This window comes from Pseudomonas sp. GM41(2012) (genome assembly GCF_000282315.2).
Taxonomy (GTDB): domain Bacteria; phylum Pseudomonadota; class Gammaproteobacteria; order Pseudomonadales; family Pseudomonadaceae; genus Aquipseudomonas.
This window is the reverse complement of the sequence record NZ_AKJN02000008.1, coordinates 724,592-750,674: the sequence shown is the minus strand read 5'-3', so window position 1 is coordinate 750,674 and position 26,083 is coordinate 724,592. Positions and strand designations below refer to the sequence as shown.

The following is a 26,083-nucleotide window of genomic DNA, read 5'->3' as shown; positions in this document are numbered from 1 at the left end:
AATTGAGAACAACAATGCCTCTGACTCGCAAAGCCTACCGCGCCGCCATTCTGCACAGCATCGCCGACCCCGCCGAAGTGGGCATCGAAGCCTCGTATGAGTATTTCGAAGACGGCTTGCTGGTGGTCGATAACGGCCAGATCAGCGCCCTTGGTCACGCCAGCGACTTGCTGCCGACCCTGCCGGCCGATATCGAAATCACCCATTATCAGGACGCGCTGATCACCCCGGGCTTCATCGACACCCACATTCACTTGCCGCAAACCGGCATGGTCGGCGCCTACGGCGAGCAGTTGCTGGACTGGCTCAACACCTACACCTTCCCGTGTGAAAGCCAGTTCGCCGACAAGACTCATGCTGACCAAGTCGCGGATATTTTCATCAAGGAACTGCTGCGCAACGGCACCACCACCGCGTTGGTCTTCGGCAGCGTGCATCCGCAATCGGTGAACTCGTTCTTTGAAGCCGCCGAACAACTGGACCTGCGAATGATTGCCGGCAAGGTGATGATGGACCGCAACGCGCCGGACTACCTGACCGACACCGCCGAATCCAGCTACGTCGAAAGCAAGGCGCTGATCGAGCGCTGGCACGGCAAGGGTCGCCTGCACTACGCGGTCACCCCACGCTTCGCCCCGACCAGCACCCCGGAACAACTGACCCTCGCCGGCCAGTTGCTCAGCGAATTCCCTGACCTGTACATGCAGACCCACATCAGCGAAAACCTCAAGGAAGTCGAGTGGGTCAAGGCGCTGTTCCCGGAGCGCAAGGGCTACCTGGACGTCTACGACCACTACAAACTGCTCGGCGAACGTTCGGTATTCGCCCACGGCGTGCACCTGTGCGATGACGAGTGTGCGCGACTGGCGGAAACAGGCTCGGCGATCGCCTTCTGCCCGACCTCGAACTTCTTCCTCGGCAGCGGCCTGTTCAATCTGCCGATGGCCGAGAAGCACAAGTTGAATGTCGGCCTCGGTACGGACGTCGGTGGCGGCACCAGTTTCTCGCTGCTGCAAACGTTGAACGAAGCGTACAAGGTCATGCAGTTGCAAGGTGCGCGACTGAGCCCGTTCAAATCGCTGTACCTGGCCACCCTCGGCGGCGCTCGCGCGCTGCGCCTGGAAGACAAGATCGGCACCTTGCAACCGGGTACTGATGCGGACTTCCTGGTGCTGGATTACAACGCCACGCCGCTGCTGAGCTATCGCTTGAAGCAGGCCAATAACATTGCCGAGACGTTGTTTGTGTTGATGACGCTGGGGGATGACCGGACGGTGTTGCAGACGTATGCGGCGGGGAATCAGGTGCATCAGCGCTAGTTTTCTTCGGGCATAAAAAATCCCCCGCAGCTTTACAGCCCGGGGGATTTTTATTGCCTGTCAGAAGATCAAAAGATCGCAACCTCGTTTCACTCGACAGCTCCTACATAGCTCCGTATTGGAACGCGCGCTCCTGTAGGAGCTGTCGAGTGAAACGAGGCTGCGATCTTTTCGGTCACCCAAGAGATCAGAGCTTGGCAGCAGGCCGCCCAGGCTTCTTGGTCTGCAACAAATGCGAGAACACCGCATGCAAATCATCCGACGCGCTTTCTTCGTCGAGGTTGAGTTTGCTGTCGATGTGATCCATATGATGCATCATCAGGTCCACCGCCAGCTCAGCGTTGCGCGCTTCGATGGCGTCGATCAGCTGGGTGTGCTCGTCGTAGGAACAGTGGGAGCGATTGCCGCTTTCATACTGGGCAATGATCAACGACGTCTGGGACACCAGGCTGCGCTGGAAGCTGATCAGCGGCGCATTTTTCGCCGCTTCGGCCAGTTTCAAGTGGAACTCGCCCGACAGACGGATACCGGCGCCGCGATCGCCCCGGGAGAAGCTGTCGCGCTCGTCGTTGACCATCTGGCGCAACTCGGCAATCTGCTCGGCAGTGGCGTGTTGCACCGCCAATTCAGTAATCGCACGCTCCACCAGACGCCGGGCCATAAACACCTGGCGAGCCTCTTCGACACTCGGGCTGGCCACGACAGCGCCACGGTTCGGCCGCAGCAGCACGACGCCTTCATGGGCCAGGCGCGACAGCGCGCGGCGAATGATGGTGCGACTGACCCCGAAAATTTCCCCCAGCGCTTCTTCGCTCAACTTGGTACCGGGCGCCAGACGCTGTTCGAGGATGGCCTCGAAGATATGCGCGTAGACAATATCGTCCTGGGTACCGCTGCGGCCGGCTTTGCCTGCTCGCGGTTGTTTCTTTAGGGGTTGCAACTGTTCGTTCATGGGCACTCGAGTCGGAAGAACTGCGGCGAATTGACCGTGACTGTAATACGGCACAGTGGGTCGCTGGCAAGTATCGCGTAAAAAACACTGCGATTGTACACAATGGACGGTGGCAACACGACTGTACGGCTGTTTGTCACTTCCGCTGTATTGCAACGACTGGTTACCTTTGAGTTTAGGCTTGAACCCAGAATCCGCAGCCCGAACGCGATCCCCTGTAGGAGCCGAGCTTGCTCGCGATGGCGGAGGGACAGTTGACATTATTGTTGAATGTTAAACCGCCATCGCGAGCAAGCTCGGCTCCTACAAGGGACCACCAGAACAAGGAACACCGCTGTCATGAACGACATCACGCACACGCAGCTCCGCCCTTTTGCCGATACGTCACCCTCGGCCATCGTCGCCGGCTTCATTGCAATGATGACCGGCTACACCAGCTCGCTGGTGCTGATGTTCCAGGCCGGGCAAGCGGCGGGCCTGACCAGCGCGCAGATTTCGTCATGGATCTGGGCGATCTCGATTGGCATGGCGGTGTGCTCGATTGGCCTGTCTCTGCGTTACCGCACGCCGATCACCATCGCCTGGTCGACCCCCGGCGCGGCGTTGCTGATCACCAGTCTGGGCGGCGTGACCTACGGCGAAGCCATCGGCGCCTACATTACCTGCGCGATTCTGGTGACCATTTGTGGTTTGACCGGCAGCTTCGAACGGCTGGTGAAAAAGATTCCGGCGTCATTGGCCGCTGCGCTGCTGGCGGGGATTCTGTTCAAGATCGGCAGCGAAATCTTCGTCGCCGCGCAGCATCGCACCGCGCTGGTGTTGGGCATGTTCTTCACTTATCTGGTGGTCAAACGCCTGTCGCCACGTTATGCCGTACTGGCCGCGCTGTTGATCGGGACGGCGCTGTCAGGGTTCATGGGTCTGCTGGACTTCAGCGGTTTTCATCTGGAAGTGGCGACGCCGGTCTGGACCACGCCACACTTCTCCCTCGCCGCGACCATCAGCATCGGCATTCCGCTGTTTGTCGTGGCAATGACCTCGCAGAACATGCCGGGCATCGCCGTGCTGCGCGCCGACGGTTACACCGTGCCGGCCTCGCCGCTGATCACCACCACTGGCATCGCTTCATTGCTGCTGGCGCCGTTCGGTTCCCACGGGATCAACCTGGCAGCCATCAGCGCGGCGATTTGCACCGGGCCGCATGCCCATGAGGATCGCAACAAGCGCTACACGGCGGCCGTCTGGTGCGGGATTTTCTACGGGATTGCCGGGGTGTTCGGCGCGACACTGGCGGCGCTGTTTGCCGCGCTACCGAAAGAATTGGTGCTGTCGATTGCGGCACTGGCGTTGTTCGGCTCGATCATCAATGGCTTGAGCATCGCCATGAATGAAGTGAAGGAACGTGAAGCGGCGCTGATTACCTTTATGGTCACGGCGTCGGGGCTGACGCTGTTTTCCATCGGTTCGGCGTTCTGGGGGATTGTGGCGGGGGTGTTGACCTTGCTGATCTTGAACTGGCGTAAAGCCTGAAAAGCAAAAGATCGCAGCCTCGTTTCACTCGACAGCTCCTACCTTGGAATGCGTTGCCCTGTAGGAGCTGCCGAGTGAAACGAGGCTGCGATCTCTTGATCTTCCGGGTATAAAAAAACGGCGACCCTTGGGCCGCCGTTTTTTAGAACATCAAGCTACCGGATTGATCGGCTTTTCCGGGTACCAGACGTCGATCAGCGGGCTGACAGTCGCTTCGGTCAATTCGCTGCGGCCTTTGAGCCAGGCTTCAACAGCGGCACGCTGCTCTTCGGACACCGAGCCACGCTTCTGCAGGCAAACCAGACCGAAGTCGTCGCCGCCAACATAGCCCAGACCGTTGGCTTCCATGGCTTCTTTCAGGAACGCGTCGAGGAAAGCATCAATGGCTTCATCAGCCAAATCTTCTTTGAAATCCAGGTTCAGTTCGAAACCCAGCTCTTGAAATTCATCGACGCACAGTTTTTTGCGCAGACGCTGGGAACGGTTAGTCGCCATTGGAACAATCCTCATAAGTAATAACGGGCGGCACTTTAGCAGTTTAAGGCGCCGAATGCCCGTTTCTCCGGGTTGCAAGCCCTACCGTCGGTAAAAAATAGCGGATTAGAAGGCCAGGGCACGGCACAAGCCGCTACACCTTGGGGCATAATGCCGACACTTTCATGACCACTGAGGGAATTTATCTTCATGCCCTCGTTTTTTTTCCCCTCGGCTGTAGGGTTTTATTTCACATGATCAAATCTTTGCGTCCATTGTTACTGGCCGGTTTCCTGCTCCCACTGGCCTTCTCTGTTTCCGCCGCCCCGATCAACACCGCGCTGTCGCCCAACGTTGAAAAAGCCCTCAAGGCCAGCAAGATGCAGGACAACGCCCTGTCGCTGGTGATGATCCCGCTCAACGGCCCTGGCACCCCGACGATTTTCAACGCTGACGTCTCCGTCAATCCGGCCTCGACCATGAAACTGGTCACCACGTACGCGGCGCTGGAAATGCTCGGCCCGAACCACCAGTGGAAAACCGAGTTCTACACCGACGGCACGCTCAGCGGCGGCATCCTCAACGGTAACCTCTACCTCAAGGGTGGCGGCGATCCGAAGCTGAACATGGAAAAACTCTGGTTGCTGATGCGTGACCTGCGCGCCAACGGTGTGACGCAAATCACCGGCGATCTGGTGCTGGACCGTAATTTCTTCGTACAGCCGCAATTGCCGCAGTTCAACGACGACGGCAATGACGATAACAAGCCCTTCCTGGTCAAACCTGACGCGCTGATGGTCAACCTCAAGGCCCTGCGCTTTGTGGCGCGCAACGACAACGGCCGGGTGCTGGTGTCGGTGGAACCGCCGATTGCCACCATCCGCATCGAAAACCAGGTCAAAGCCGTCAACTCCAAGCAATGCACCGGTGGCGTGCGTTACAACCCGGTGACCCAGGCCGATGGCAGCGTGACCGTGACGGTTGGTGGCCAGTTGGGCGAGGGTTGCAGCTCCCAGACTTACCTGTCGCTGCTCGACCACGCGACCTACACCGCAGGCGCCGTGCGAGCGATCTGGAAGGAACTGGGTGGCAGCATTCAGGGCGTGGACCGTTTGGCACCAACCCCTAAAGATGCCAAGGTCCTGGCTCGGGCCTTCTCGCCGGACCTGGCGGAAATCATCCGCGACATCAACAAATACAGTAACAACACCATGGCCCAGCAGCTGTTCCTGAGCCTGGGTGCGCAGTTCCGCACCGAGGCCGACGGTGACGATGCCAAGGCTGCACAGCGTGTCGTGCGTCAGTGGCTGGCGAAGAAAGGCATCACCGCGCCGCACCTGGTGATGGAAAACGGTTCCGGCCTGTCCCGTGCGGAACGGGTGAGTGCGCGTGAAATGGCCGGCATGCTGCAAGCGGCCTGGAAAAGCCCGTATTCGGCCGAGTTCATCAGTTCGATGCCGATTGCCGGCACCGACGGCACCATGCGCAAACGCCTGAAAACCACGGCGATGCGCGGTGAAGCGCACATCAAGACCGGCACCCTGAATACGGTGCGGGCGATTGCCGGCTTCAGCCGCGACATCAACGGCAATACCTGGGCGGTAGTGGCGATCCTTAACGACAAGGCACCGTTTGGCGCATCGTCGGTGCTGGATCAGGTGCTGCTGGACCTGTATCGCCAGCCGAAACTGCCGGAAACGGCTTCGGTGCTCTAACCCGATCTACAAAACACCACAGAACCAATGTGGGAGCGAGCCTGCTCGCGATAGCGGTGTGACATTCAACATTGATGTCGACTGTCACACCGCTATCGCGAGCAGGCTCGCTCCCACAGGGGTAAGCACGCAGCTCTAGTTCATCTCTCCTTCTACCCGATCCCGCCCTGCCTGTTTCGCCGCATACACCCCCGAATCCGCCCGCAGCAGCAGCGCATCCGCGCCCTCCCCGACTCGCCAACTGGCAATCCCGAAACTGGCGGTCACTGTCCCGACGCCTTCGATCGGCGAACTGCGCAACCCTTGCCATAGCTGCAAGGCCAGGACATGGGCATGTTCGCCGTTGATGTCCGGGCAAAGCACCATGAACTCCTCGCCACCCAGGCGACAGAACACGTCGGTGCGCCGCAGCCGAAGGCCGATGCGTTCGCACACAATCTGCAACACCCGATCGCCGACAGCGTGGCCATGCTGGTCATTGATGCGTTTGAAATGGTCGATATCGAGCATGATCACCGACAGTTCGCCGCCACCGCGTTCGACCCTGGCCATTTCGGTGGTCAGGCGTTCCTGGAAGTAACGGCGGTTGTGGATCCCGGTCAGAGAGTCGGTGATCGATAGCGCCCGCAGTTCTTCTTCCACCCGTTTCAAGTCGGAGATGTCCGAGACATAGCCGTGCCAGAGCACGCCGCCACCGGGCAATTCCTCCGGTGTCGCCTCACCACGAACCCAACGCAGGCCGCGCAGGGGGAGCTGCACGCGGTACTCCTCGCGCCAAGGGCTGAGGGTGTCCGCCGACGCCCGGATCGAAGCGCGGACCCGGGTGGTGTCCTGCGGATGTATCCGCGTGAATATCGCTTCGGCGTTGAACAACAGGACATCCGGTTCAAGTTCGTAAATCTCGCGAATACCGTCGCTGGCGTAGATCACACTGAAGCGCCCATCGAACTCCATCTTGAATTGGTAGATCCCGCCGGGCACATGGGCGCTGAGTTTCTTCAACAACAGGTCCCGAGCCGCCAGGGCCTCGTGGACCCGCTTGCGTTCAGTGATGTCGATACAGATCGCCAGGTGCCCGACCCACAAGCCTTGCTCGTCGAGGACCGGGGTCGCCAGCATGTTCACCGTCAAATGGCTGCCGTCGCTACGCAGCAACGTCCATTCCCGCGCTTCGTGACCGCCCTCCTCGCCGCCCTCGACCAACATCGCCTGGCAGGTCGGAATCGGTTTGCCATAGCGCGCGCTCAACTCCGCCGAACGTGCCAGGAGCTCTCGGGGCAGGTGCAGGTTTTCCAGAGTCATGTGGCCCACCACCTCGGTGCTGGTGTAACCGAGCATTTGCTCGGCACCGGCATTAAAGGTGCGGATAACTCCGCGCAGGTCAGTGGCGATGATCGCCACCTGGGTCGCGGCATTCAGCACGCCACGCAACTGGCCATGGGTGCCGCGCAACTCCTGCTCGCGGGCGCGCAGTTCCTGGGTCCGTTGCTCGACCATTTTCAGCGCCCGTTGACGCTGACTGACCAGCACATAGAGCAAGGCACTGAGCAGCAGACTGAGCAAACCGCCCAGCACCACCAGGGTGGTCACCGAAGAGTGATTGGCTTTCAGGAAGGCATCGCTGGGCTGAATGTCGACTTGATAGTCATGGTCGGCAAGCCGCAGCAACCGGGTCGCGGCCAGATCACTGGGGGCTGGGGGGTTAGGAGACTCATACAGCACTTCGTGCTGATCGTCTGTGGATAAGTCGAGGATGCGCACCGAAAGATAGTCACGGCCAGCCTCTGGCAGCCCGTCCGCCAGCAACTGATGCATGCTGATCACGGCCATGACATAACCGTACGGTTTCACCCCCGCCGTAGCCGGACCATTGCGCAACAACACCGGTGAGACCAGCAGCACGCCGCGCGCATAGGCCGGTTCGATATTGACCAGATGCATTGGCTGCGATACCACCATGGCGCCGTGTTGATCGGCCCTTTCAAGGGTGGCACGGCGCAAGGGTTGAGCCCACAAGTCGTAGCCCAGCGGCGAGCCGAGTTTGCTTTGGGTCTGGCTATACAGCACCGCCACGTACTCATCCCGTTCGGCCGCAAGTTGCAGTTGGCCGTCGGCATTGAGTTCGCGCAGGGTGAAGTCGGGTAAACCCTCTGCACGCACCTGGCGTTCAAATTCCGCCCGTTCGGCACCGGTTACCCGCTTGGCGAAGGAATAGGCCTGAGTCCGGTGCAGCAGCGGTTGAGTGTAACCGTCGAACTCCGCGCGGGAGACCGAATCGGAATTGGCAAAGAACCGGCGCAGGCCATCGAGGCGCTGCTCCTGATCTTCAAAGCGTTCTTCGATACGGCTGTAACGTTCACTGGCCAGCAGTTGGAAACGTTGCCGCAATTGATGGTGGAACAGATTCAGCGTCGACCACGCCAACAATCCCGTGAGAATCCCGCCGACAGCCAATACCAGCAGTGCGACCAGCCAGGCCGAGACATCTTCACTGATAAAACCCAGGATCTTCGGGCGCACGGCGTGCAACGACATAGACGCAACTCAAAACGCCAGGTGCGGGAAAGCCCATTGGCCATGCGTTGAGTTATAGCTATTAGCCATCAATTTGACCAGCACAGAAAGAAGCCAAGAGCCTTTAAAAATCAAGGCTCTGTGGATCCAATCCCTGCAAATGTCAACGCGCCGTGATTTTCCAGGCACGGTGGATTTTGCCATTACGGGCGAAATCCGGATCGATGGTCTGGGCGGTGATTTCCTCGACCGCATAACGCTCGGTGAGGTTTTCCTCGAGCTGGAACTTGCGGAAGTTGTTGGAGAAGTACAACACGCCGCCCGGGGCCAGACGCGCCATGGCCAGGTCGATCAATTGCACCTGGTCACGCTGCACGTCGAAGATCCCTTCCATGCGCTTGGAGTTGGAGAACGTCGGCGGATCGATGAAGATCAGGTCGTATTCGTCACGGCAGGCATCGAGCCAGGCCATCACGTCGCCCTGCTCCAGACGGTTCTTCTCGGAGAAACCGTTCAGCGACAGATTGCGACGCGCCCAGTCCAGATAGGTTTTCGACAGGTCGACGCTGGTGGTGCTGCGCGCGCCGCCCTTGGCTGCGTGAACACTGGCGGTTGCGGTGTAGCTATACAGATTGAGGAAGCGCTTGCCGGCGGCCTCTTTCTGAATCCGCATGCGCATTGGCCGGTGATCGAGGAACAGCCCGGTGTCGAGGTAATCCGTGAGGTTCACCAGCAGCTTCACGCCACCTTCGTTGACCTCGACGAACTTGCCCTGTGCCGCTTGGCGTTCGTACTGTTTGGTGCCGCTCTGACGCTCGCGACGCTTGACCACCACGCGGCTCTTGTCGATGTTCAGGGCCTGCGGAATGGCGGCCAGGGCATCGAACATGCGCGCCGAGGCTTTTTCCGGATCGATGGATTTCGGCGCGGCGTATTCCTGGACGTGGACCCAATCCTGATACAGGTCGATGGCCATCGAGTATTCCGGCATGTCGGCATCGTAGACGCGGTAGCAGTCGATGCCTTCACGCTTGACCCACTTGCCGAGGGCCTTGAGGTTCTTTTGCAGACGGTTGGCAAACATCTGCCCGCCTTCGCTCAAGCGCGGCTGCTCGATCACCACCGGTGCCGGTTTGATCGGGTTGCCGTTCTTGTTGTACTTCTCGTACTTGCCGGGTGCCACGTCGTTGTCTGCGACTTCGACTTCGGCTTGCTCGCGCTCGACCTGACGCTGTTCCGGAGTGCGACGTTCGCCAGTGACGAACTGGTCCGGCGTGACTTTGATCAGCAGCAACTTGCACGGCAAGGCGCCGTTCCAGAACGAATACTGTTTGTGGCTGCGGATGCCCATGCGCTTGCCCAGGTCCGGGGCGCCGGTGAATACCGCGGCTTCCCAGTTCAGGCAGGCCTGACGCAGACGTTCGCCGAGGTTCTGGTAGAGATAGAGCAAGCTCGCTTCATCACCCAGACGCTCGCCGTACGGTGGGTTGCAGATCACCAGGCCTTTCTGGTTCTGGTCCGGACGTGGCTCAAACGTCCCGACTTCGCCCTGGTAGATCTTGATCCACTCGCTCAGGCCGGCACGTTCAACGTTGTTGCGGCCCGGTTGAATCAGGCGCGGATCGGCTTCGTAACCGCGAATCCACAGCGGTGGCTTGGCCAGACCGGCCGCGCAACGTTCAGTGGCTTCTTCGTGAAGCTTTTTCCACAGCGCCGGGACGTGGCCCAGCCAAGCGGTGAAGCCCCACTGCTCGCGACGCAGGTTCGGCGCCATGTCGGCGGCGATCATCGCGGCTTCGACGAGGAACGTACCGACACCGCACATCGGGTCAGCCAGCGCGCCGCCATCGGCCGCAATGCGTGGCCAGCCGGAACGGATCAGGATCGCGGCCGCGAGGTTTTCCTTCAGCGGCGCCGCGCCCTGCTGCAAGCGATAGCCGCGCTGGTGCAGGCTGTGGCCTGAGAGGTCGAGGGACAGGATCGCTTCGCCGCGGTCCAGGCGCAGGTGAATACGCAGGTCCGGGTTGAGCTTGTCGATGGACGGACGATCGCCCTGTGGCGTGCGCAGTTTGTCGACGATGGCGTCCTTGACCTTCAAGGCGCCGAAGTGGGTGTTGTCGATACCCGAGCCGTGACCGCTGAACTCAACGGCCAGGGTGCCATCGTTGAGCATGTGGTCTTGCCACTCGATATCCAGCACGCCGTGGTACAGGTCTTCGGCGTCCTTCATCGGGAAACGCTTGAGCACCAGCAGCACCCGGTTCGCCAGACGCGACCACAGGCACAGGCGATATGCGGTTTCCATGGTGGCCATGCCGCGCACGGCAGAGGTGTGCTCACGCGCTTCTTCAAGGCCAAGCCCGACGGCTTCCTCGATGAGCAGGCCTTCAAGACCTTTTGGGCAAGTGAGGAAGATTTCGAATTGATCGGACATTGGAATTTCAGAGCCTTTAGCTAAGTGAACCGGCAACGCATTGCCGGCCCGGTTTTCAATCAGGCGCTTTTCTAAAAGAGCGCCCGCGTGGCACGAAGGTGTGCCGTCCCACCCCTGCAAGCTCGGGTTAAAAGAGCTTAGATGCAAAGGCAGATAAAAAAGTTGATGCAACAAAATGTCATAAGTCGACCCTTCGTCGAATAATGCCCCACTGCAACGCGAGCCATTCTCAGCAAAGGATTAACCCCATCATGCAGTGAGGGGCTGATCATACCGGGGTTTGGCCAATAAACACGGGCAAACATCGTGTTACTTATGGCCATACCATCTTTATCGTTACGTCCTTATGACAAAACGATCATTCCCTCGATGTGACGCATTGGTTAGAACTCAACACAGGTTGACGCCGCAATGACGTCAACACCTTGGCTCGCGACGCCGGCAGCGAGCCCCAACGGCAGGAGTTTTTCTGCCAGACCTCAATTGAGGTCGACGCGATAAATACAGTCAACAAGTGAGGGCAACACCCTATGAGAAGACTTAAGCGTGATCCGTTGGAAAGAGCATTTTTGCGCGGATATCAATATGGCGTTGGTGGCAAATCCCGTGAGCTTTGCCCATTTACTCTACCGTCGGTACGCCAAGCCTGGATTAACGGCTGGCGAGAAGGACGCGGCGACAACTGGGACGGTATGACCGGCACTGCGGGAATCCATAGACTCAACGAACTTCACGCCGTCGGCTAACACAGGGCACACACTCCGACACGACAATCTGATTACGTAACGACTTACCACGCACGCCCCATCCGGGCGGCGGGCTTCGGCCCAGGGGCTCCTTCGAGGAGCCCTTTTTTATGCCTGCTCCAAATTCAGCGACGAACCCCTGTGGCGAGGGGGCTTTCTGTGGCGAGGGGGTTTACCCCCGTTCGGCTGCGAAGCGGCCGTAAATCCTGCCAACGAGTTTTAACTGATTCACCGAGTTGACTGGTCTTGGGGTCGCTTCGCGACCCAACGGGGCGGTGCGACGTTTCGCTAAACCCCCTCGCCACAAAAGCCCTCAGCGCAGGGCTGCTATTGCGTCGACGGATTCACGAATCAGCGCCGGGCCTTTGTAGATGAAGCCGGAATAGAGCTGCACCAGGCTGGCACCCGCAGCGATTTTCTCAGCCGCGTGCTTGCCTTCGGTGATGCCGCCCACGGCGATGATCGGCAAGCGACCGGCCAACTCGGCCGCCAGCACCTTCACGGTGTGGGTGCTCTTGTCGCGAACCGGTGCGCCGGACAGGCCGCCCGCCTCGTCGCCGTGTTCCATGCCTTCTACGCCGACGCGGCTCAGGGTGGTGTTGGTGGCGATTACCGCGTCCATCCCGGTTTCGATCAGCGCTTGCGCGACCTGAGCGGTTTCTTCGTCGGTCATGTCCGGCGCAATCTTGATCGCCAGCGGTACATGTTTGCCGTGGCGCAGCGCCAGTTCTGCGCGGCGCGTCGCCAGGTCGGCCAACAACTGCTTCAGCGAATCGCCGAATTGCAGGCTGCGCAGGCCCGGGGTGTTCGGCGAGCTGACGTTGACGGTCACGTAGCTGGCGTGGGCGTAGACCTTGTCCAGGCAGATCAGGTAGTCGTCGACCGCCCGCTCAACCGGGGTATCGAAGTTTTTGCCGATATTGATGCCCAGCACGCCCTTGAATTTGGCCGCCGCCACTCGAGCCAGCAGGTGATCGACGCCGAGGTTGTTGAACCCCATGCGGTTGATGATCGCCTCGGCATCCGGCAGACGGAAAATGCGTGGCTTCGGGTTGCCCGGCTGCGGACGCGGGGTGATGGTGCCGATTTCGACAAAACCAAAACCCAGTTGCGCAAAACCGTCGATGGCCGCGCCGTTCTTGTCCAGACCGGCCGCCAGACCCACCGGGTTCGGGAAGTCCAGGCCCATGACGGTCACCGGCATTTTCGCCGATGCCTTGCACAGCAAGCCGTTGAGGCCCAAACGCCCGCCCGCGCCGATCAGGTCCAGGGACAGATCGTGGGAGGTTTCCGGGGATAGTTTGAACAACAGCTGACGGGCCAGGGTGTACATGGGCGGGTTTGACTCTGGGCTACGAAAAGTGGCGGCGATTATAGCCGGGCATCGGGGTTGCAGGCGAGGCGCGCGACAAAATCAGCGAGCGATGGCATATGCCTTGCACCGTCACTGACATCAGCACTCATGCCAACGGCGGGATGAGTCGAAAGACAAAGGCGTCGTCACTTGGCCTTGCCCTGGCAAGCAGCCCGGTCCGGCGCTTTTTTATGGAAGGTGTTTACTGATGATTGAAGTTCCAGCCAACCCTCTGGCCTGGGTCAACGGCAGCGATGCCCCGGAAAAGACCGAAATCAACCTCGGCTTCATGGCCCTGAGCGACTGCGCCTCGGTCGTGGTCGCAGCCACGCAGGGCTTCGCCCAACCTTATGGCCTGACCCTGAACCTCAAGCGCCAGTCGTCCTGGGCCAACCTGCGGGACAAACTGGTCAGTGGCGAACTTGATGCCGCCCACAGCCTGTACGGTTTGATCTACGCCGTGCATTTGGGCATCGGCGGTGTCGCGTCGACCGACATGGCGGTGCTCATGGGCCTGAACCAAAATGGCCAGAGCATCAACCTCTCCCATGGCTTACAGGCGCTGGGCGTGACCAGTCCTGAAGCACTGGAACGGCACGTGCACCAAAGTCGCCCAAAACTCACCTTCGCCCAGACATTTCCTACAGGCACCCACGCCATGTGGCTGTATTACTGGCTCGCGAGTCAGGGCATCCACCCGTTGCAGGACGTCGACAGCGTGGTGGTGCCGCCGCCGCAAATGGTCGCGCACTTGCAAGCCGGGCGCATCGACGGCTTCTGCGTCGGCGAGCCATGGTCCGCCAGCGCGGTGCAGCAGAACCTGGGGTTCACGATGGCCACCACCCAGACCATCTGGCCCGATCATCCGGAAAAAGTCCTCGGGTGCACCCGCGCCTTTGTCGAGCAATACCCCAACACCGCACGGGCGCTGGTGATGGCGATTCTGGAGGCCAGCCGCTTCATCGAACAAAGCACCGAAAATCGCCGCAGCACCGCGAAGCTGTTGAGCGCCCCGCAATACCTCGACGCACCGCTCGACTGCATCGAACCGCGATTGCTCGGTGACTACGCCGATGGCCTGGGTCATCGCTGGCAAGACCCGCACGCGCTGCGCTTCCATGGTGATGGCGAGGTCAATCTGCCGTATCTGTCCGATGGCATGTGGTTCATGACCCAGTTCCGCCGCTGGGGCTTGTTGCGCGACGACCCGGATTACCTGGGCGTGGCCCGTCAGGTCCAGCAACTAGACTTGTATCGAGAGGCCGCCACCGCTGTAGGTGTGGCCGCGAGTGATCGGCAAATGCGCAGCAGCCAGTTGATCGACGGCAAGGTCTGGGATGGCCTGGACCCCGCCGGCTATGCCCGCAGTTTCAAGCTGCACGCCATGAGCGACAGCTCGCCCCTTCTCGCCAGCCGCTGACAGGAGACTACGAATATGTTGCGTATCCTGCTGATCAACGACACCGCGAAGAAAGTCGGTCGCCTGAAGGCGGCCCTGACCGAAGCCGGGTTCGAGGTGATCGACGAGTCGGGCCTGACCATCGACCTGCCCGCGCGCGTCGAAACGGTGCGTCCGGACGTGATTTTGATCGATACCGAGTCACCGAGCCGCGATGTGATGGAGCAAGTGGTGCTGGTGAGCCGCGACCAACCACGGCCGATCGTGATGTTTACCGATGAACATGACCCCGATGTGATGCGTCAGGCGATCAAGTCCGGCGTCAGTGCCTACATCGTCGAAGGCATCCATGCACAGCGCTTGCAGCCGATTCTCGACGTGGCCATGGCGCGCTTTGAAAGCGACCAGGCCCTGCGCGCCCAGCTCAATGCCCGCGACCAGCAACTGGCCGAGCGCAAGCGCATCGAGCTGGCCAAAGGGCTGCTGATGAAAATGAAGGACTGCAACGAGGAAGAGGCCTACACCCTGATGCGCCGCCAGGCCATGAGCCGGCAGCAGAAGCTGATACAGGTGGCGGAGCAGATCATCGCCATGAGTGAGCTGCTCGGCTGAAGCGGTCACTGTGGCGAGGGGGCTTGCCCCCGTTCGGCGGCGAAGCCGTCGCAAGACCTGTCCGCTAGGTATTTCTGAAGAAGTGCATGGGGCCGCTTCGCAGCCCAACGGGGGCAAGCCCCCTCGCCACAAAAGCGAACTGTTGGCACAGATCTCGCTAGGTAATCACTACAGGTAACCAACGGCGGTTGCCCCACCTACGACAAAGACGTCGCTCACCTCATTTGCCCTTTGGCGAATCCGGTGGCGGCGTTTTTTTGTTTTGGCCCCACAGACCGGGGCCGGTGGTGCGGCCGATGCGGCGCCCCACCTGCAAGCTCATGACTCCTTCTCGAGACTCCTAACAGCTGAGGTGCGCGATGAATTCAAGCTTCTGGAAATCTGGCCATACCCCGACATTGTTCGCGGCCTTCCTCTATTTCGACCTGAGTTTCATGGTCTGGTACCTGCTCGGCCCACTGGCGGTGCAGATCGCCGCCGACCTGCACCTGACCACCCAACAGCGCGGGCTGGTGGTGGCGACGCCGATTCTGGCCGGGGCGGTATTGCGCTTTGTAATGGGCTTGCTGGCTGATCGCCTGTCGCCGAAAACCGCCGGGCTGATTGGCCAGGTGATCGTCATCTGCGCCCTGTTCGGTGCCTGGAAACTCGGCATTCACAGTTACGAACAAGCGTTGGTGCTGGGCCTGTTCCTCGGCATGGCCGGCGCGTCCTTCGCCGTCGCCCTGCCGCTGGCCTCGCAATGGTATCCACCACAACACCAAGGCAAAGCCATGGGCATCGCCGGTGCCGGTAACTCGGGCACTGTGCTCGCAGCACTGATCGCCCCGGTACTGGCGGCAGCATTTGGCTGGAGCAACGTGTTCGGCTTCGCCCTGATCCCACTGATCCTGACCATCATCGTCTTCGCCTGGCTGGCCAAAAACGCGCCTGAGCGGCCAAAAGCCAAGTCCGTGTCCGACTACTTCAAGGCCTTGGGCGACCGCGACAGCTGGTGGTTCATGTTTTTCTACAGCGTGACCTTCGGCGGCTTCATCGGCCTGGCCAGCGCCCTGCCCGGCTATTTCAACGACCAATATGGCCTCAGCCCGGTGACCGCCGGTTACTACACCGCCGCCTGTGTGTTTGGTGGCAGCTTGATGCGTCCGTTGGGCGGCGCTCTGGCGGATCGTTTCGGTGGCATTCGCACCCTGTTGGGGATGTACACGGTGGCGGCGCTCTGCATCGCAGCGGTGGGTTTCAATCTGCCGAGTTCCTACGCGGCGCTGGCACTTTTCGTCTGCACCATGCTCGGTTTGGGTGCCGGTAACGGCGCCGTTTTCCAATTGGTGCCGCAGCGTTTTCGTCGCGAGATCGGTGTGATGACCGGTTTGATCGGCATGGCCGGCGGTATCGGTGGATTTGCACTGGCGGCGGGCATGGGCGCGATCAAGCAAAGCACCGGCAGCTATCAACTGGCCTTGTGGTTGTTCGCCAGCCTTGGCGTTCTGGCCTGGTTCGGTCTGCACGGCGTGAAACGTCGCTGGAGAACCACTTGGGGTTCGGCAGCCGTGACCGCTGCTCGGGTCTGAGGCCTCAATGAGCCTGCAACTGAGTTTTGCCGAAGCGAGCGCCATCGGCCCTCGCGAGGAGAATCAGGACGCCCTGCGCCTGGTGACTCCGGCCCCGGCGCTGGCGGCGAGCAAGGGTTACCTGTTCGCCATCGCCGATGGCGTCAGCCAGTGCGCCGATGGTGGCCTCGCCGCCCGCTCGACGTTGCAGGCCCTGGCGCTGGATTACTACGCCACGCCGGAAACCTGGGGCGTCGCGCAGGCATTGGATCGCCTGCTACTGGCACAAAATCGCTGGTTGCAGGCCAATGGCGGTGGGCAACCGTTGCTCACCACTGTCAGTGCTTTGGTCATGCGCGGTAGGCGGTTTACCTTGGCCCATGTCGGCGATTGCCGGGTTTATCGCTGGCACGCCGACACCTTGCAACGGGTCAGCGAGGATCACGTCTGGGACCAGCCGGGCATGCAGCATGTGCTCAAACGGGCACTTGGGCTCGATCAGCATTTGGTGCTGGATTTTCTCGATGGCGAACTGCGGCTGAACGAAAGTTTCGTACTGCTCAGCGACGGCATTTGGGCCGTGCTGGGCGACACCGCGATTGCGGCAATTCTTCGCGATCAACCGGATCTGAACAGCGCTGCGCAGACCTTGGTCAGCGCGGCGCATCTGGCCGGCAGCCAGGATAACGCCAGCGCCTTGTTGGTGCGGGTCGATGCCCTCGGTGAAACGAGCATCGGCGATGCGTTGATTCATTTGCAGCAATGGCCGCTGCCGCCAGCCTTGAAACCAGGCCAGTCTTTCGAAGGTTGGCAGGTTGAAGGGATACTCGGCCAGAGCCAGCAGTCGCTGCTCTATCGGGTGCGCGATGGGCAACAACAACCCTGGCTGCTGAAAACCTTGCCCGGTGCGCTGCGTGACGATCACCTCGCAGGGCAGGCGTTGCTGTCGGAAGAATGGTTTCTCAAGCGCGTGGCCGGACGCCACTTCCCTGAAGTCCATGCCGCCAGTCAGCGTCAGCATTTGTACTACGTGATGCGGGAATATTCCGGATCTACCTTGGCAGAGTTGCACGCCAATGTCGGACCGCTGCCTCTGCCCCAATGGCAAGATCTGGCCGAACGCCTGCTGCGCGCCGTTGGCATGCTGCATCGACGGCAGATTCTCCATCGCGATATCAAACCGGAGAACCTGCTGCTGGGGGACGACGGCGAATTACGCCTGCTGGATTTCGGCCTCGCCTACTGTCCAGGCCTGTCCGAAGACCAGCCTTCTGCCCTGCCCGGAACACCCAGCTATATCGCGCCGGAAGCCTTTCGCGGGGATGCACCGACACCGCAACAGGATCTATATGCCGTCGGCGTGACCTTGTATTTCCTGCTCACCGGGCATTATCCCTACGGCGAAATCGAAGCCTTCCAGCGCCCACGGTTCGGGATTCCGGTCAGCGCCAGTCGCTATCGACCCGACCTGCCGGAATGGATTGCACAAAGTCTGGAGCACGCCGTGGCGGCGGATCCGGATCAACGCTTTGAAACGGCGGAAGAATGGTTGCTGCTGCTGGAACAGGGCGAGCGGCGCAGTTTGAGCGTGCGACCCAGACCGCTGCTGGAGCGCGAACCGTTGAAGGTCTGGCGGACCTTGGCCTTGGTGTCGTTGCTGGTGAATCTGGTGCTGCTGGTTTTGTTGTTTCATGGTTGAGTTTTTCATTGCCCCCCTAAAGATCAAAAGATCGCAGCCTGCGGCGGCTCCTACGGGTGCCCACGATCTCCTGTAGGAGCTGCCGCAGGCTGCGATCTTTTGACTTTTCTGCTTCAAAACCGGGCATAGCGCATTGAACCGGTGCACAAAAACACCCTCCGCCCAGGACGAAAGCCCATAAATTCTGCATTTGCCAGACTTGGCACAACCACTGCATTACCTTTCTCACCATACATAAAGCCCAGCCTTCAACGATGAAGGATGCGCTGCCCGAGAGAACGGGACCAGGACAAAGGCGTCCTCGCTAGGCAACTAGCGGGACGCCTTTTTTTGTTTGCGCAAATATTGTCGAGCAAGACCTGTAAGCCCTGATGAGGCGGGTCCGAGCTCCCCGGAGAACCTGATGAAAAAATTAAAACTGGTGATGATCGGCAACGGCATGGCCGGGGTTCGCACCCTGGAAGAGCTGCTCAAGCTGAGCAATGAGCTGTACGACATCACGGTCTTCGGCGCCGAACCTCATACCAACTACAACCGCATCCTGCTCTCGCCCGTGCTGGCCGGCGAACAGACTTTCGAAGAGATCGTACTGAACGATCTGGACTGGTACCTGGACAACAACATCAAGTTGCTGCTCAACCGCAAAGTGGTGGAGATCGACCGGGTCAAACGTCGGGTCATCGCCGAAGACGGCAGCGAGGCCGAATACGATCGGCTGCTGATCGCCACCGGTTCGACCCCTTTCATCCTGCCGATTCCCGGCAACACCTTGCACGGCGTGATCGGCTACCGCGACATCGCTGACACCCAGGCAATGATCGACACCGCAAAAACCCACAAGCACGCCGTTGTGATCGGTGGCGGCCTGCTCGGCCTGGAAGCCGCCAACGGCCTGATGCTGCGCGGCATGCACGTCACCGTGGTGCACATCGGCGAATGGCTGCTGGAACGGCAACTGGACAAAACCAGCGGCCAGTTGCTGCAAACCGCCCTGGAAGCCCGTGGCCTGCATTTCCGCCTGTGCGAACAGACCCAGGCCCTGCACGACGCCGGCAATGGCCGGGTCGGCTCGGTTGAATTCAAGAATGGCGACATCATCCCCGCCGACCTGGTGGTGATGGCCGCCGGTATTCGCCCCAACACCGAACTCGCGGAAAAATCCGGCATCCCCTGCAACCGCGGGATTCTGGTCAATGACACGATGCAAACCTACGACCCTCGGGTCTACGCCATCGGCGAATGCGCCAGCCACCGTGGCATCGCTTACGGCCTGGTGGCGCCGCTGTTCGAACAGGCCAAGGTCTGCGCCAACCACCTCGCTCAATTGGGCTTCGCCACCTACAAGGGCTCGGTAACGTCGACCAAATTGAAAGTCACCGGCATCGACCTGTTCTCCGCCGGCGATTTCATGGGCGGCGAAGGCACCGAAACCATCACCCTCTCCGACCCTATCGGCGGGGTCTACAAAAAACTGGTGATCAAGGATGACGTGCTGGTCGGGGCCTGTCTGTACGGCGATACGGCAGACGGCGGCTGGTATTTCCGGCAGATCCGTGAGAATCACGCCATCGACGAGATCCGCGATCACCTGATGTTTGGTGAAAACGCCTTGGGCGACGTAGGACATCAAGGCCAGGACAAAGCCATGAGCATGGCCGACACCGCCGAAGTCTGCGGCTGCAACGGCGTGTGCAAAGGCACCATCGTCAAGGCGATTCAGGAACACGGGCTGTTCAGCGTCGATGACGTCAAGAAACACACCAAGGCTGCCAGCTCCTGCGGCTCCTGCGCAGGGTTGGTGGAACAGATCCTGATCAACACCGTGGGCGGCGCAGCAGACGTCAAACCGAAAAGCGAAAAAGCCATCTGTGGTTGCAGCGACTTGAATCACGGGCAAATCCGCCAGGCCATCCGCGACCAGCACCTGCTGACCATCGCCGGCACCCTGAGCTACCTGAACTGGCGCACCCCGAACGGCTGCGCCACGTGCCGCCCGGCACTCAACTACTACCTGATTTCCACCTGGCCGGGCGAAGCCAAGGACGACCCGCAATCGCGCCTGATCAACGAACGGGCCCACGCCAACATACAGAAAGACGGCACTTACTCTGTAGTCCCACGGATGTGGGGCGGTGTGACCAATCCTTCGGAACTGCGGCGCATTGCCGATGTGGCCGACAAGTACAACGTGCCAATGGTCAAGGTGACCGGCGGCCAGCGTATCGATTTGCTGGGGATCAAGAAGCAGGACCTGCCAGGCGTCTGGAAGGATCTCGACATGCCGTCCGGCCACGCCTATGGCAAATCCATCCGCACCGTGAAGACCTGCGTCGGTAGCGAGTTCTGCCGCTTCGGTACGCAGAACTCCACGCAACTGGGCATCGAGCTTGAGCACGACCTGTTCAACATGTGGTCGCCGCACAAAGTGAAACTGGCCGTCTCCGGTTGCCCACGTAACTGCTCGGAAGCGGGGATCAAGGACGTCGGAATTATCGGCGTGGACTCGGGCTGGGAGATGTACATCGGTGGCAACGGCGGGATCAAAACCGAAGTCGCGGAATTCTTCGTCAAGCTCAAGACCGCCGAAGAAGTGCGTGAATACAACGGCGCGTTCCTGCAGCTCTATCGCGAAGAAGCTTTCTACCTCGAACGCACCGTGCACTACCTGCAACGGGTCGGCATGGAACACATCAAGAAAGCCGTGCTGGAAGACCCGGAGCGGCGCAAGGCGCTCAACGATCGCCTGCAATTCTCCTTGTCGTTTGAACAGGACCCGTGGAAGGAACGCCTGGAACAACCGCTGCTGAAGAAAGAATTCGACGTCATCACGGTGAAGAATCTGGAGGTGCCGGCATGAACTGGCTGGATATCTGCGCACTGGAAGAAATCAATGCCTTGGGCTCGCGGATCATCGCCGGCCCGAAAGGCGACATCGCGATTTTTCGTACCAGCGACGATGAGGTTTTCGCACTCGATGACCGCTGCCCGCACAAGGGCGGGCCACTGTCCCAAGGTCTGATCTATGGCAAACGGGTCGCCTGCCCACTGCATAACTGGCAGATCGATCTGGAAACCGGCGAAGCCCAGGCCCCGGACATCGGTTGCGCTCACCACCATTCAGCACGGGTCGAGAATGGCCGGGTGTTGCTGGCCCTGCGGGAAGCAAGCTGATGAACCAGATCACCGCTTCCACCTGCTGCTATTGCGGGGTCGGCTGCGGCGTGCTGATCGAGCATGACGGCGAGCGCATTCTCGGCGTCAGTGGCGATCCGGCCCACCCGGCCAACTTCGGCAAACTGTGCAGCAAAGGCTCTACCTTGCACCTGACCGGCGACCTCGCAGCCAGGGCGTTGTATCCCGAACTGCGCCTGGGCAAAGGCCTGGCCCGCAGCCGCACCGACTGGGACACCGCCCTCGATCACGCCGCCAGCGTTTTTGCCGAGACCATTGCCGAACACGGCCCGGACAGCGTGGCGTTCTACATTTCCGGGCAGTTGCTGACCGAGGATTACTACGCCTTCAACAAACTGGCGCGAGCACTGGTGGGCACCAACAACATCGACAGCAATTCGCGCCTGTGCATGTCTTCGGCCGTGGTCGGTTACAAGCGCAGCCTGGGCGCCGACGCACCGCCGTGCAGCTACGAAGACCTGGAATTGAGCGACTGCGTGATGATCGTCGGCAGCAACATGGCCTACGCCCACCCGATACTTTTCCGTCGCCTGGAGGAAGCGAAATCCCGCCGGCCGCAGATGAAAGTCATCGTCATCGACCCGCGTCGTACCGACACCTGCGATCTGGCTGACCTGCACCTGGCGATTCTGCCAGGCACCGATGTCGCCTTGTTCCATGGGATTTTGCACCTGCTGCTGTGGGAAGACTGGGTCGACCGCGACTTCATCAAGGCCCACACCGAAGGCTTGGCCGAACTGAAGAACCTGGTGCGCGATTACACGCCGCAGATGGTTTCGCAGCTCTGCGGGATCAGCATTGAACAACTGCATCAATGCGCCGAATGGGTTGGCACTTCACCGAGCTTCCTGTCGCTGTGGTGCATGGGCTTGAACCAGTCCACCGCCGGCAGCGCGAAAAACAGCGCACTGATCAACCTGCACCTGGCCACCGGGCAAATCGGCCGTCCCGGCGCAGGACCTTTCTCCCTGACCGGTCAGCCGAATGCCATGGGTGGCCGCGAAACCGGCAGCTTGTCGAACCTGCTGCCCGGCCATCGCGAGGCTGCCAATGCCGAACATCGCGCGGAAGTGGCAGCGTATTGGGGCGTGGATCAACTGCCTGCAAACACCGGGCTCACCGCTATCGAATTGTTTGAGCAGGTGCGCAGCGGAAAAATCAAGGCATTGTGGATCGCCTGCACCAACCCCGCGCAATCAATGCCGGATCAAACCGCCGTGCGCGCAGCGCTGCAAGCCTGCCCGTTCGTGGTGTTGCAGGAAGCGTTCCGCACCACCGAAACCGCCGCGTTTGCCGACCTGTTGCTGCCCGCCGCCAGTTGGGGTGAAAAGGATGGCACGGTGACCAACTCCGAACGGCGCATTTCCCACGTTCGTCGGGCGATCGTCGCACCCGGTGAAACCCGCTCTGACTGGGCGATCACTGTGGATTTCGCACAGCGCCTGGAAAAACATCTGCGCCCCGGGCAAAACAGCCTGTTTGCCTTTGACAACCCGGCGCAGGTCTTCGACGAGTACAAGCAATTGACCCGCGGGCGTGATCTGGACTTGTCCGGCATCAGTCATGCACTGATCGACCGCCTCGGTCCGCAGCAATGGCCCTTCCCCACTGGCGCCAGCGAAGGTACAGCGCGGCTGTACCTGGACGGAATTTTCCCGACGGCCAGTGGACGTGCACAATTCGTGGCCGACCCGTACCGCGCCGCCAAGGAACAACGCGACGCGCGCTTCCCACTGACCCTGATCACTGGCCGCCTGCGGGACCAATGGCACGGCATGAGCCGCACCGGCACCGCCGCACAGCTCTTCGGCCACGTCAGCGAAGCCGTGTTGAGTTTGCACCCGGATGAACTGCGTCGGCATCGGCTGCAATCGGGCGACCTGGTCAGCCTGAAAAGTCGCCGTGGCGCGGTGATTGTCGCGGTTGGAGGCGACGACAGCGTGCGGCCCGGTCAGGCCTTTCTGCCCATGCATTGGGGTGATCGCTTCCTCAAGGGTGGCGTTAATGCGCTCACCCAACCGGCTTTCGACCCTTTGTCGAAACAACCCGAACTCAAACACAGCGGCGTGCGTCTCGAACCTGTAAATCTCCCATGGCAGCTATTCGCCCTGATCGAGGGCGATGTTCAACAGAATTTTGAGACGCTACGACCGCTCTGTGAGGCGTTTTCCTACGTCAGCCTCAGCCTGGCTGGCCGTGAACGCCCCGCGCTGCTGATACGCGCCGCCAGCGCCGTCGCGCCCGATCCGCAACTGCTGCGTGACATCGATCAATGCCTGGGACTCAACGATGGCCCGGTTTTGGCCTACGACGACCCACGGCGCTCCATCGGTAAACGCGTGCGGATCGAGAACGGCCGGATCACCGCGATTCGCCTGGCCGGTGAAACCCTCGCCCAGCACTGGCTGCAAAGCCTGTGGCTGGAAGGTCGCGCGGACGAACAGCTGCGGCGCTGGCTGCTGGCACCGCTGAGCGCACCGCCGGGCAACAGCAGTACGCCGGCCATCGGTAACAAAACCCTGTGCAACTGCAAAAACGTCAGCCAAAGCGCGGTCTGCGCCGGCATTAGCCGCGGTCTGGACTTGCAGGGTTTGAAACAAGAATTGGGCTGCGGCACGCAATGCGGCTCCTGCGTCCCGGAAATCAAGCGTTTGCTGGCCGCCACTGCGCAGCCGGTCGCCGTCACCTCGTGAGGAAAACACTATGAGCGCAAAAGTCTGGCTGGTGGGTGCGGGTCCTGGCGATCCGGAATTGTTGACCCTCAAGGCCGTGCGGGCGTTGAGCGAAGCGGATGTGGTGCTGATCGATGACCTGGTCAACGATGCGGTGCTGGAGCATTGCCCGCAGGCGCGGATCATTCCCGTGGGCAAGCGCGGTGGCTGTCGCTCTACACCTCAGGCATTCATTCATCGCCTGATGCTTCGTTATGCTCGCCACGGAAAATGCGTAGTACGCCTCAAGGGCGGTGATCCGTGCATTTTTGGCCGGGGCGGCGAAGAAGCGCAGTGGCTGCGTGAACATGGGGTCGAAGTGGAACTGGTCAACGGCATCACCGCCGGGCTTGCCGGCGCAACGCAATGCGATATTCCGTTGACCCTGCGGGGTGTTGCGCGTGGCGTGACGCTGGTCACCGCCCACACTCAGGATGGCAGCAGCCTGAACTGGCAAGCCCTGGCCCAAGGTGGCACGACGCTGGTGGTGTATATGGGTGTCGCAAAACTGAGCGAGATCCGTGAGCAGTTGCTCGCCGGAGGAATGGCGGCGGATACACCGGTGGCGATGATTGAAAACGCTTCCCTGCCACACCAACGGGAATGTCGGAGCGATCTGACTGCGATGGAAGAAGATGCCTGCAGCTTCGAGCTCAAAAGCCCGGCGATCCTGGTGATCGGTGCTGTCGCGGCCTGTGCGAAAGTATCCATTCTGGAAGGTGGTTTGCCCGCGACTGCAATCACTCAGTCAGCCTGACTCTCCCTCGCTTCAACCCTGCCCTCATCAAATCGCAGACAAAGAAAAGCCCGGCCTAAGCCGGGCTTTTCTCAGAGCTGCGAGCTAATTACTTAGCTGGAGCTTCAACCTGCGCTTCTACGCGACGGTTAACAGCGCGACCAGCTTCAGTTTTGTTGTCAGCAACTGGGCGGGATTCGCCGTAGCCAACAGACTGAACGCGGGAAGGAGAAACACCGTACTGGTTGGTCAGAACTTGTTTAACGGCGTTTGCACGACGCTCGGACAGTTTCTGGTTGTAAGCGTCAGGACCGACGGAGTCAGTGTGACCTTCAACAGTAGTGTTGGTGGATGGGTACTGCTTCATGAAGTCAGCGAGGTTTTTGATGTCGCCGTAGCTGTTAGGCTTGACTACCGACTTGTCGAAGTCGAACTTCACGTCCAGCTCAACACGAACAACTTCAGCAACTGCTGGGCAGCCATCAGCGTCAACAGTTACGTTGGCTGGGGTGTCCGGGCACTTGTCAACGTTGTCGCAAACGCCATCGTTGTCGCTGTCGGAGCAGACTTCAGCTGGTGCTGGAACTGGAGCAGCAGCAGGCTTGGAGCCGCCACCGAAGTTCACACCGATACCGACGCTTGGAGCCCACTCGGTGTCGCCCTGGTCGATGTTGTATTGAGCTTCAACGCCAGCACGGGCGTAGAAGTTCTCGGTGAAGTACAGCTTGGCACCGCCACCAACGTTGGCGAAGGTGGAACGGTTACGACCGCCACCGCCGTTCTGGCCAATGCTCTGGTCCGAGAAACCGGCAGAAACGTATGGACGGACCATGTCGCCTGGGTTGTTGAAGTGGTACAGAGCGTCCAGAGCGGTATCAGCGCCCTTAACGTTACGACCGTCATCGGAACGCACGTTGTGCACTTCGTCGTAAGCCAGACGCAGTTCAACGTCGTCGGTGATGAAGTAGCCTACGGAAGCGCCAAACAGGTTGCCATTGTTTTTGAAGTCACGATCGCTGTCGTACTGTTCTTTCTTGGCGAAGCCTTCGATTTCAACTGCGCCTTGGCCTTGTGCCAGTGCGCCGAACGTAGTGGCGGCAATCAAAGAACCAATGGCCAAGCCCAAGGTGTTTTTCAGTTTCATCC

The 26,083-nt window shown here is 60.3% G+C and carries 18 protein-coding genes; 12 read left to right on the top strand and 6 right to left on the bottom strand.

Translation table 11 applies throughout. The features are described from left to right. The first annotated feature begins 14 nt into the window (after positions 1-14). Positions 15-1,319 (top strand): guanine deaminase, encoded by a 1,305-nt coding sequence (gene guaD / locus PMI27_RS04985; protein ID WP_008146362.1) that lies wholly within the window; start codon positions 15-17, stop codon positions 1,317-1,319. A gap of 187 nt (positions 1,320-1,506) precedes the next feature. Here guaD and PMI27_RS04990 read toward each other — a convergent pair whose 3' ends face one another. After that, complete coding sequence (locus tag PMI27_RS04990) at positions 1,507-2,271, bottom strand: GntR family transcriptional regulator (protein ID WP_008146364.1); 765 nt, start codon at positions 2,269-2,271, stop codon at positions 1,507-1,509. A 339-nt stretch (positions 2,272-2,610) separates the two neighbouring features. Between PMI27_RS04990 and PMI27_RS04995 the strand changes: the two genes are divergently transcribed. Then, a complete protein-coding gene (locus PMI27_RS04995) occupies positions 2,611-3,801 on the top strand; it encodes a benzoate/H(+) symporter BenE family transporter (RefSeq protein WP_008146367.1) in 1,191 nt (396 codons plus the stop codon). A 150-nt stretch (positions 3,802-3,951) separates the two neighbouring features. Here PMI27_RS04995 and PMI27_RS05000 read toward each other — a convergent pair whose 3' ends face one another. Continuing rightward, complete coding sequence (locus tag PMI27_RS05000; RefSeq protein WP_007896965.1) at positions 3,952-4,296, bottom strand: YggL family protein; 345 nt, start codon at positions 4,294-4,296, stop codon at positions 3,952-3,954. A 233-nt stretch (positions 4,297-4,529) separates the two neighbouring features. Between PMI27_RS05000 and dacB the strand changes: the two genes are divergently transcribed. Then, positions 4,530-5,990 (top strand): D-alanyl-D-alanine carboxypeptidase/D-alanyl-D-alanine endopeptidase, encoded by a 1,461-nt coding sequence (gene dacB, locus PMI27_RS05005; protein ID WP_008146279.1) that lies wholly within the window; start codon positions 4,530-4,532, stop codon positions 5,988-5,990. Positions 5,991-6,125: 135 nt separating this feature from the next. On the opposite strand, the gene PMI27_RS05010 is transcribed toward dacB, so the two are convergent. After that, on the bottom strand, positions 6,126-8,525 hold the full coding sequence (locus PMI27_RS05010) for a sensor domain-containing diguanylate cyclase (protein ID WP_008146281.1): 2,400 nt from the start codon (positions 8,523-8,525) through the stop codon (positions 6,126-6,128). A 142-nt stretch (positions 8,526-8,667) separates the two neighbouring features. Continuing rightward, positions 8,668-10,938 carry a bifunctional 23S rRNA (guanine(2069)-N(7))-methyltransferase RlmK/23S rRNA (guanine(2445)-N(2))-methyltransferase RlmL gene (gene rlmKL / locus PMI27_RS05015; RefSeq protein WP_008146282.1) on the bottom strand — a complete coding sequence of 757 codons (2,271 nt, stop codon included), beginning with the start codon at positions 10,936-10,938 and terminating at the stop codon, positions 8,668-8,670. A 530-nt stretch (positions 10,939-11,468) separates the two neighbouring features. On the opposite strand from rlmKL, the gene rmf reads away from it, so the two are divergent. Further along, positions 11,469-11,684: a ribosome modulation factor gene (rmf, locus tag PMI27_RS30760; protein WP_003223300.1), complete on the top strand. Its 216-nt coding sequence runs from the start codon at positions 11,469-11,471 to the stop codon at positions 11,682-11,684. Between the two features lie 313 nt (positions 11,685-11,997). Here the strand turns inward: rmf and PMI27_RS05020 are convergent, their stop codons facing one another. Beyond that, positions 11,998-13,017 carry a quinone-dependent dihydroorotate dehydrogenase gene (locus tag PMI27_RS05020; protein WP_008146283.1) on the bottom strand — a complete coding sequence of 340 codons (1,020 nt, stop codon included), beginning with the start codon at positions 13,015-13,017 and terminating at the stop codon, positions 11,998-12,000. Positions 13,018-13,246: 229 nt separating this feature from the next. On the opposite strand from PMI27_RS05020, the gene PMI27_RS05025 reads away from it, so the two are divergent. The 8 genes from PMI27_RS05025 (at position 13,247) to cobA (ending at position 24,958) form a co-directional block, all read left to right on the top strand. Further along, entirely contained in the window at positions 13,247-14,458 is a 1,212-nt protein-coding gene (locus PMI27_RS05025; RefSeq protein ID WP_008146284.1) for a CmpA/NrtA family ABC transporter substrate-binding protein, read from the top strand. A gap of 15 nt (positions 14,459-14,473) precedes the next feature. Continuing rightward, complete coding sequence (locus tag PMI27_RS05030) at positions 14,474-15,049, top strand: ANTAR domain-containing response regulator (protein WP_008146285.1); 576 nt, start codon at positions 14,474-14,476, stop codon at positions 15,047-15,049. A 359-nt stretch (positions 15,050-15,408) separates the two neighbouring features. Beyond that, on the top strand, positions 15,409-16,620 hold the full coding sequence (locus PMI27_RS05035) for a nitrate/nitrite transporter (protein WP_008146287.1): 1,212 nt from the start codon (positions 15,409-15,411) through the stop codon (positions 16,618-16,620). 7 nt (positions 16,621-16,627) lie between these two features. Continuing rightward, positions 16,628-18,298 (top strand): bifunctional protein-serine/threonine kinase/phosphatase, encoded by a 1,671-nt coding sequence (locus PMI27_RS05040; RefSeq protein WP_008146289.1) that lies wholly within the window; start codon positions 16,628-16,630, stop codon positions 18,296-18,298. A gap of 403 nt (positions 18,299-18,701) precedes the next feature. Continuing rightward, positions 18,702-21,155: a nitrite reductase large subunit NirB gene (gene nirB / locus PMI27_RS05045; RefSeq protein ID WP_008146290.1), complete on the top strand. Its 2,454-nt coding sequence runs from the start codon at positions 18,702-18,704 to the stop codon at positions 21,153-21,155. Continuing rightward, positions 21,152-21,469 (top strand): nitrite reductase small subunit NirD, encoded by a 318-nt coding sequence (gene nirD, locus PMI27_RS05050; RefSeq protein WP_008146292.1) that lies wholly within the window; start codon positions 21,152-21,154, stop codon positions 21,467-21,469. Before nirB ends, nirD begins: the two co-directional genes overlap by 4 nt. Next, complete coding sequence (locus tag PMI27_RS05055; protein WP_008146294.1) at positions 21,469-24,183, top strand: nitrate reductase; 2,715 nt, start codon at positions 21,469-21,471, stop codon at positions 24,181-24,183. The genes nirD and PMI27_RS05055 overlap by 1 nt, the downstream gene beginning before the upstream one ends. Positions 24,184-24,193: 10 nt before the next feature. Next, the gene (gene cobA, locus PMI27_RS05060) at positions 24,194-24,958 is read left to right on the top strand and encodes a uroporphyrinogen-III C-methyltransferase (protein WP_008146295.1); all 765 of its coding nucleotides are present in this window, start codon (positions 24,194-24,196) and stop codon (positions 24,956-24,958) included. An 88-nt stretch (positions 24,959-25,046) separates the two neighbouring features. On the opposite strand, the gene PMI27_RS05065 is transcribed toward cobA, so the two are convergent. Beyond that, complete coding sequence (locus tag PMI27_RS05065; protein ID WP_008146296.1) at positions 25,047-26,081, bottom strand: OmpA family protein; 1,035 nt, start codon at positions 26,079-26,081, stop codon at positions 25,047-25,049. Between the last annotated feature and the right edge of the window lie 2 nt (positions 26,082-26,083).

Coding starts and splice junctions, on each gene's coding strand:
- PMI27_RS05025 (WP_008146284.1), top strand. CDS start 13,247: ATGATTGAAGTTCCAGCCAACCCTCTGGCCTGGGTCAACGGCAGCGAT.
- PMI27_RS05030 (WP_008146285.1), top strand. CDS start 14,474: ATGTTGCGTATCCTGCTGATCAACGACACCGCGAAGAAAGTCGGTCGC.
- PMI27_RS04995 (WP_008146367.1), top strand. CDS start 2,611: ATGAACGACATCACGCACACGCAGCTCCGCCCTTTTGCCGATACGTCA.
- PMI27_RS05065 (WP_008146296.1), bottom strand. CDS start 26,081: ATGAAACTGAAAAACACCTTGGGCTTGGCCATTGGTTCTTTGATTGCC.
- nirD (WP_008146292.1), top strand. CDS start 21,152: ATGAACTGGCTGGATATCTGCGCACTGGAAGAAATCAATGCCTTGGGC.
- PMI27_RS05035 (WP_008146287.1), top strand. CDS start 15,409: ATGAATTCAAGCTTCTGGAAATCTGGCCATACCCCGACATTGTTCGCG.
- cobA (WP_008146295.1), top strand. CDS start 24,194: ATGAGCGCAAAAGTCTGGCTGGTGGGTGCGGGTCCTGGCGATCCGGAA.
- rmf (WP_003223300.1), top strand. CDS start 11,469: ATGAGAAGACTTAAGCGTGATCCGTTGGAAAGAGCATTTTTGCGCGGA.
- nirB (WP_008146290.1), top strand. CDS start 18,702: ATGAAAAAATTAAAACTGGTGATGATCGGCAACGGCATGGCCGGGGTT.
- PMI27_RS05020 (WP_008146283.1), bottom strand. CDS start 13,017: ATGTACACCCTGGCCCGTCAGCTGTTGTTCAAACTATCCCCGGAAACC.
- dacB (WP_008146279.1), top strand. CDS start 4,530: ATGATCAAATCTTTGCGTCCATTGTTACTGGCCGGTTTCCTGCTCCCA.
- PMI27_RS05055 (WP_008146294.1), top strand. CDS start 21,469: ATGAACCAGATCACCGCTTCCACCTGCTGCTATTGCGGGGTCGGCTGC.
- PMI27_RS05010 (WP_008146281.1), bottom strand. CDS start 8,525: ATGTCGTTGCACGCCGTGCGCCCGAAGATCCTGGGTTTTATCAGTGAA.
- guaD (WP_008146362.1), top strand. CDS start 15: ATGCCTCTGACTCGCAAAGCCTACCGCGCCGCCATTCTGCACAGCATC.
- PMI27_RS04990 (WP_008146364.1), bottom strand. CDS start 2,271: ATGAACGAACAGTTGCAACCCCTAAAGAAACAACCGCGAGCAGGCAAA.
- PMI27_RS05000 (WP_007896965.1), bottom strand. CDS start 4,296: ATGGCGACTAACCGTTCCCAGCGTCTGCGCAAAAAACTGTGCGTCGAT.
- PMI27_RS05040 (WP_008146289.1), top strand. CDS start 16,628: ATGAGCCTGCAACTGAGTTTTGCCGAAGCGAGCGCCATCGGCCCTCGC.
- rlmKL (WP_008146282.1), bottom strand. CDS start 10,938: ATGTCCGATCAATTCGAAATCTTCCTCACTTGCCCAAAAGGTCTTGAA.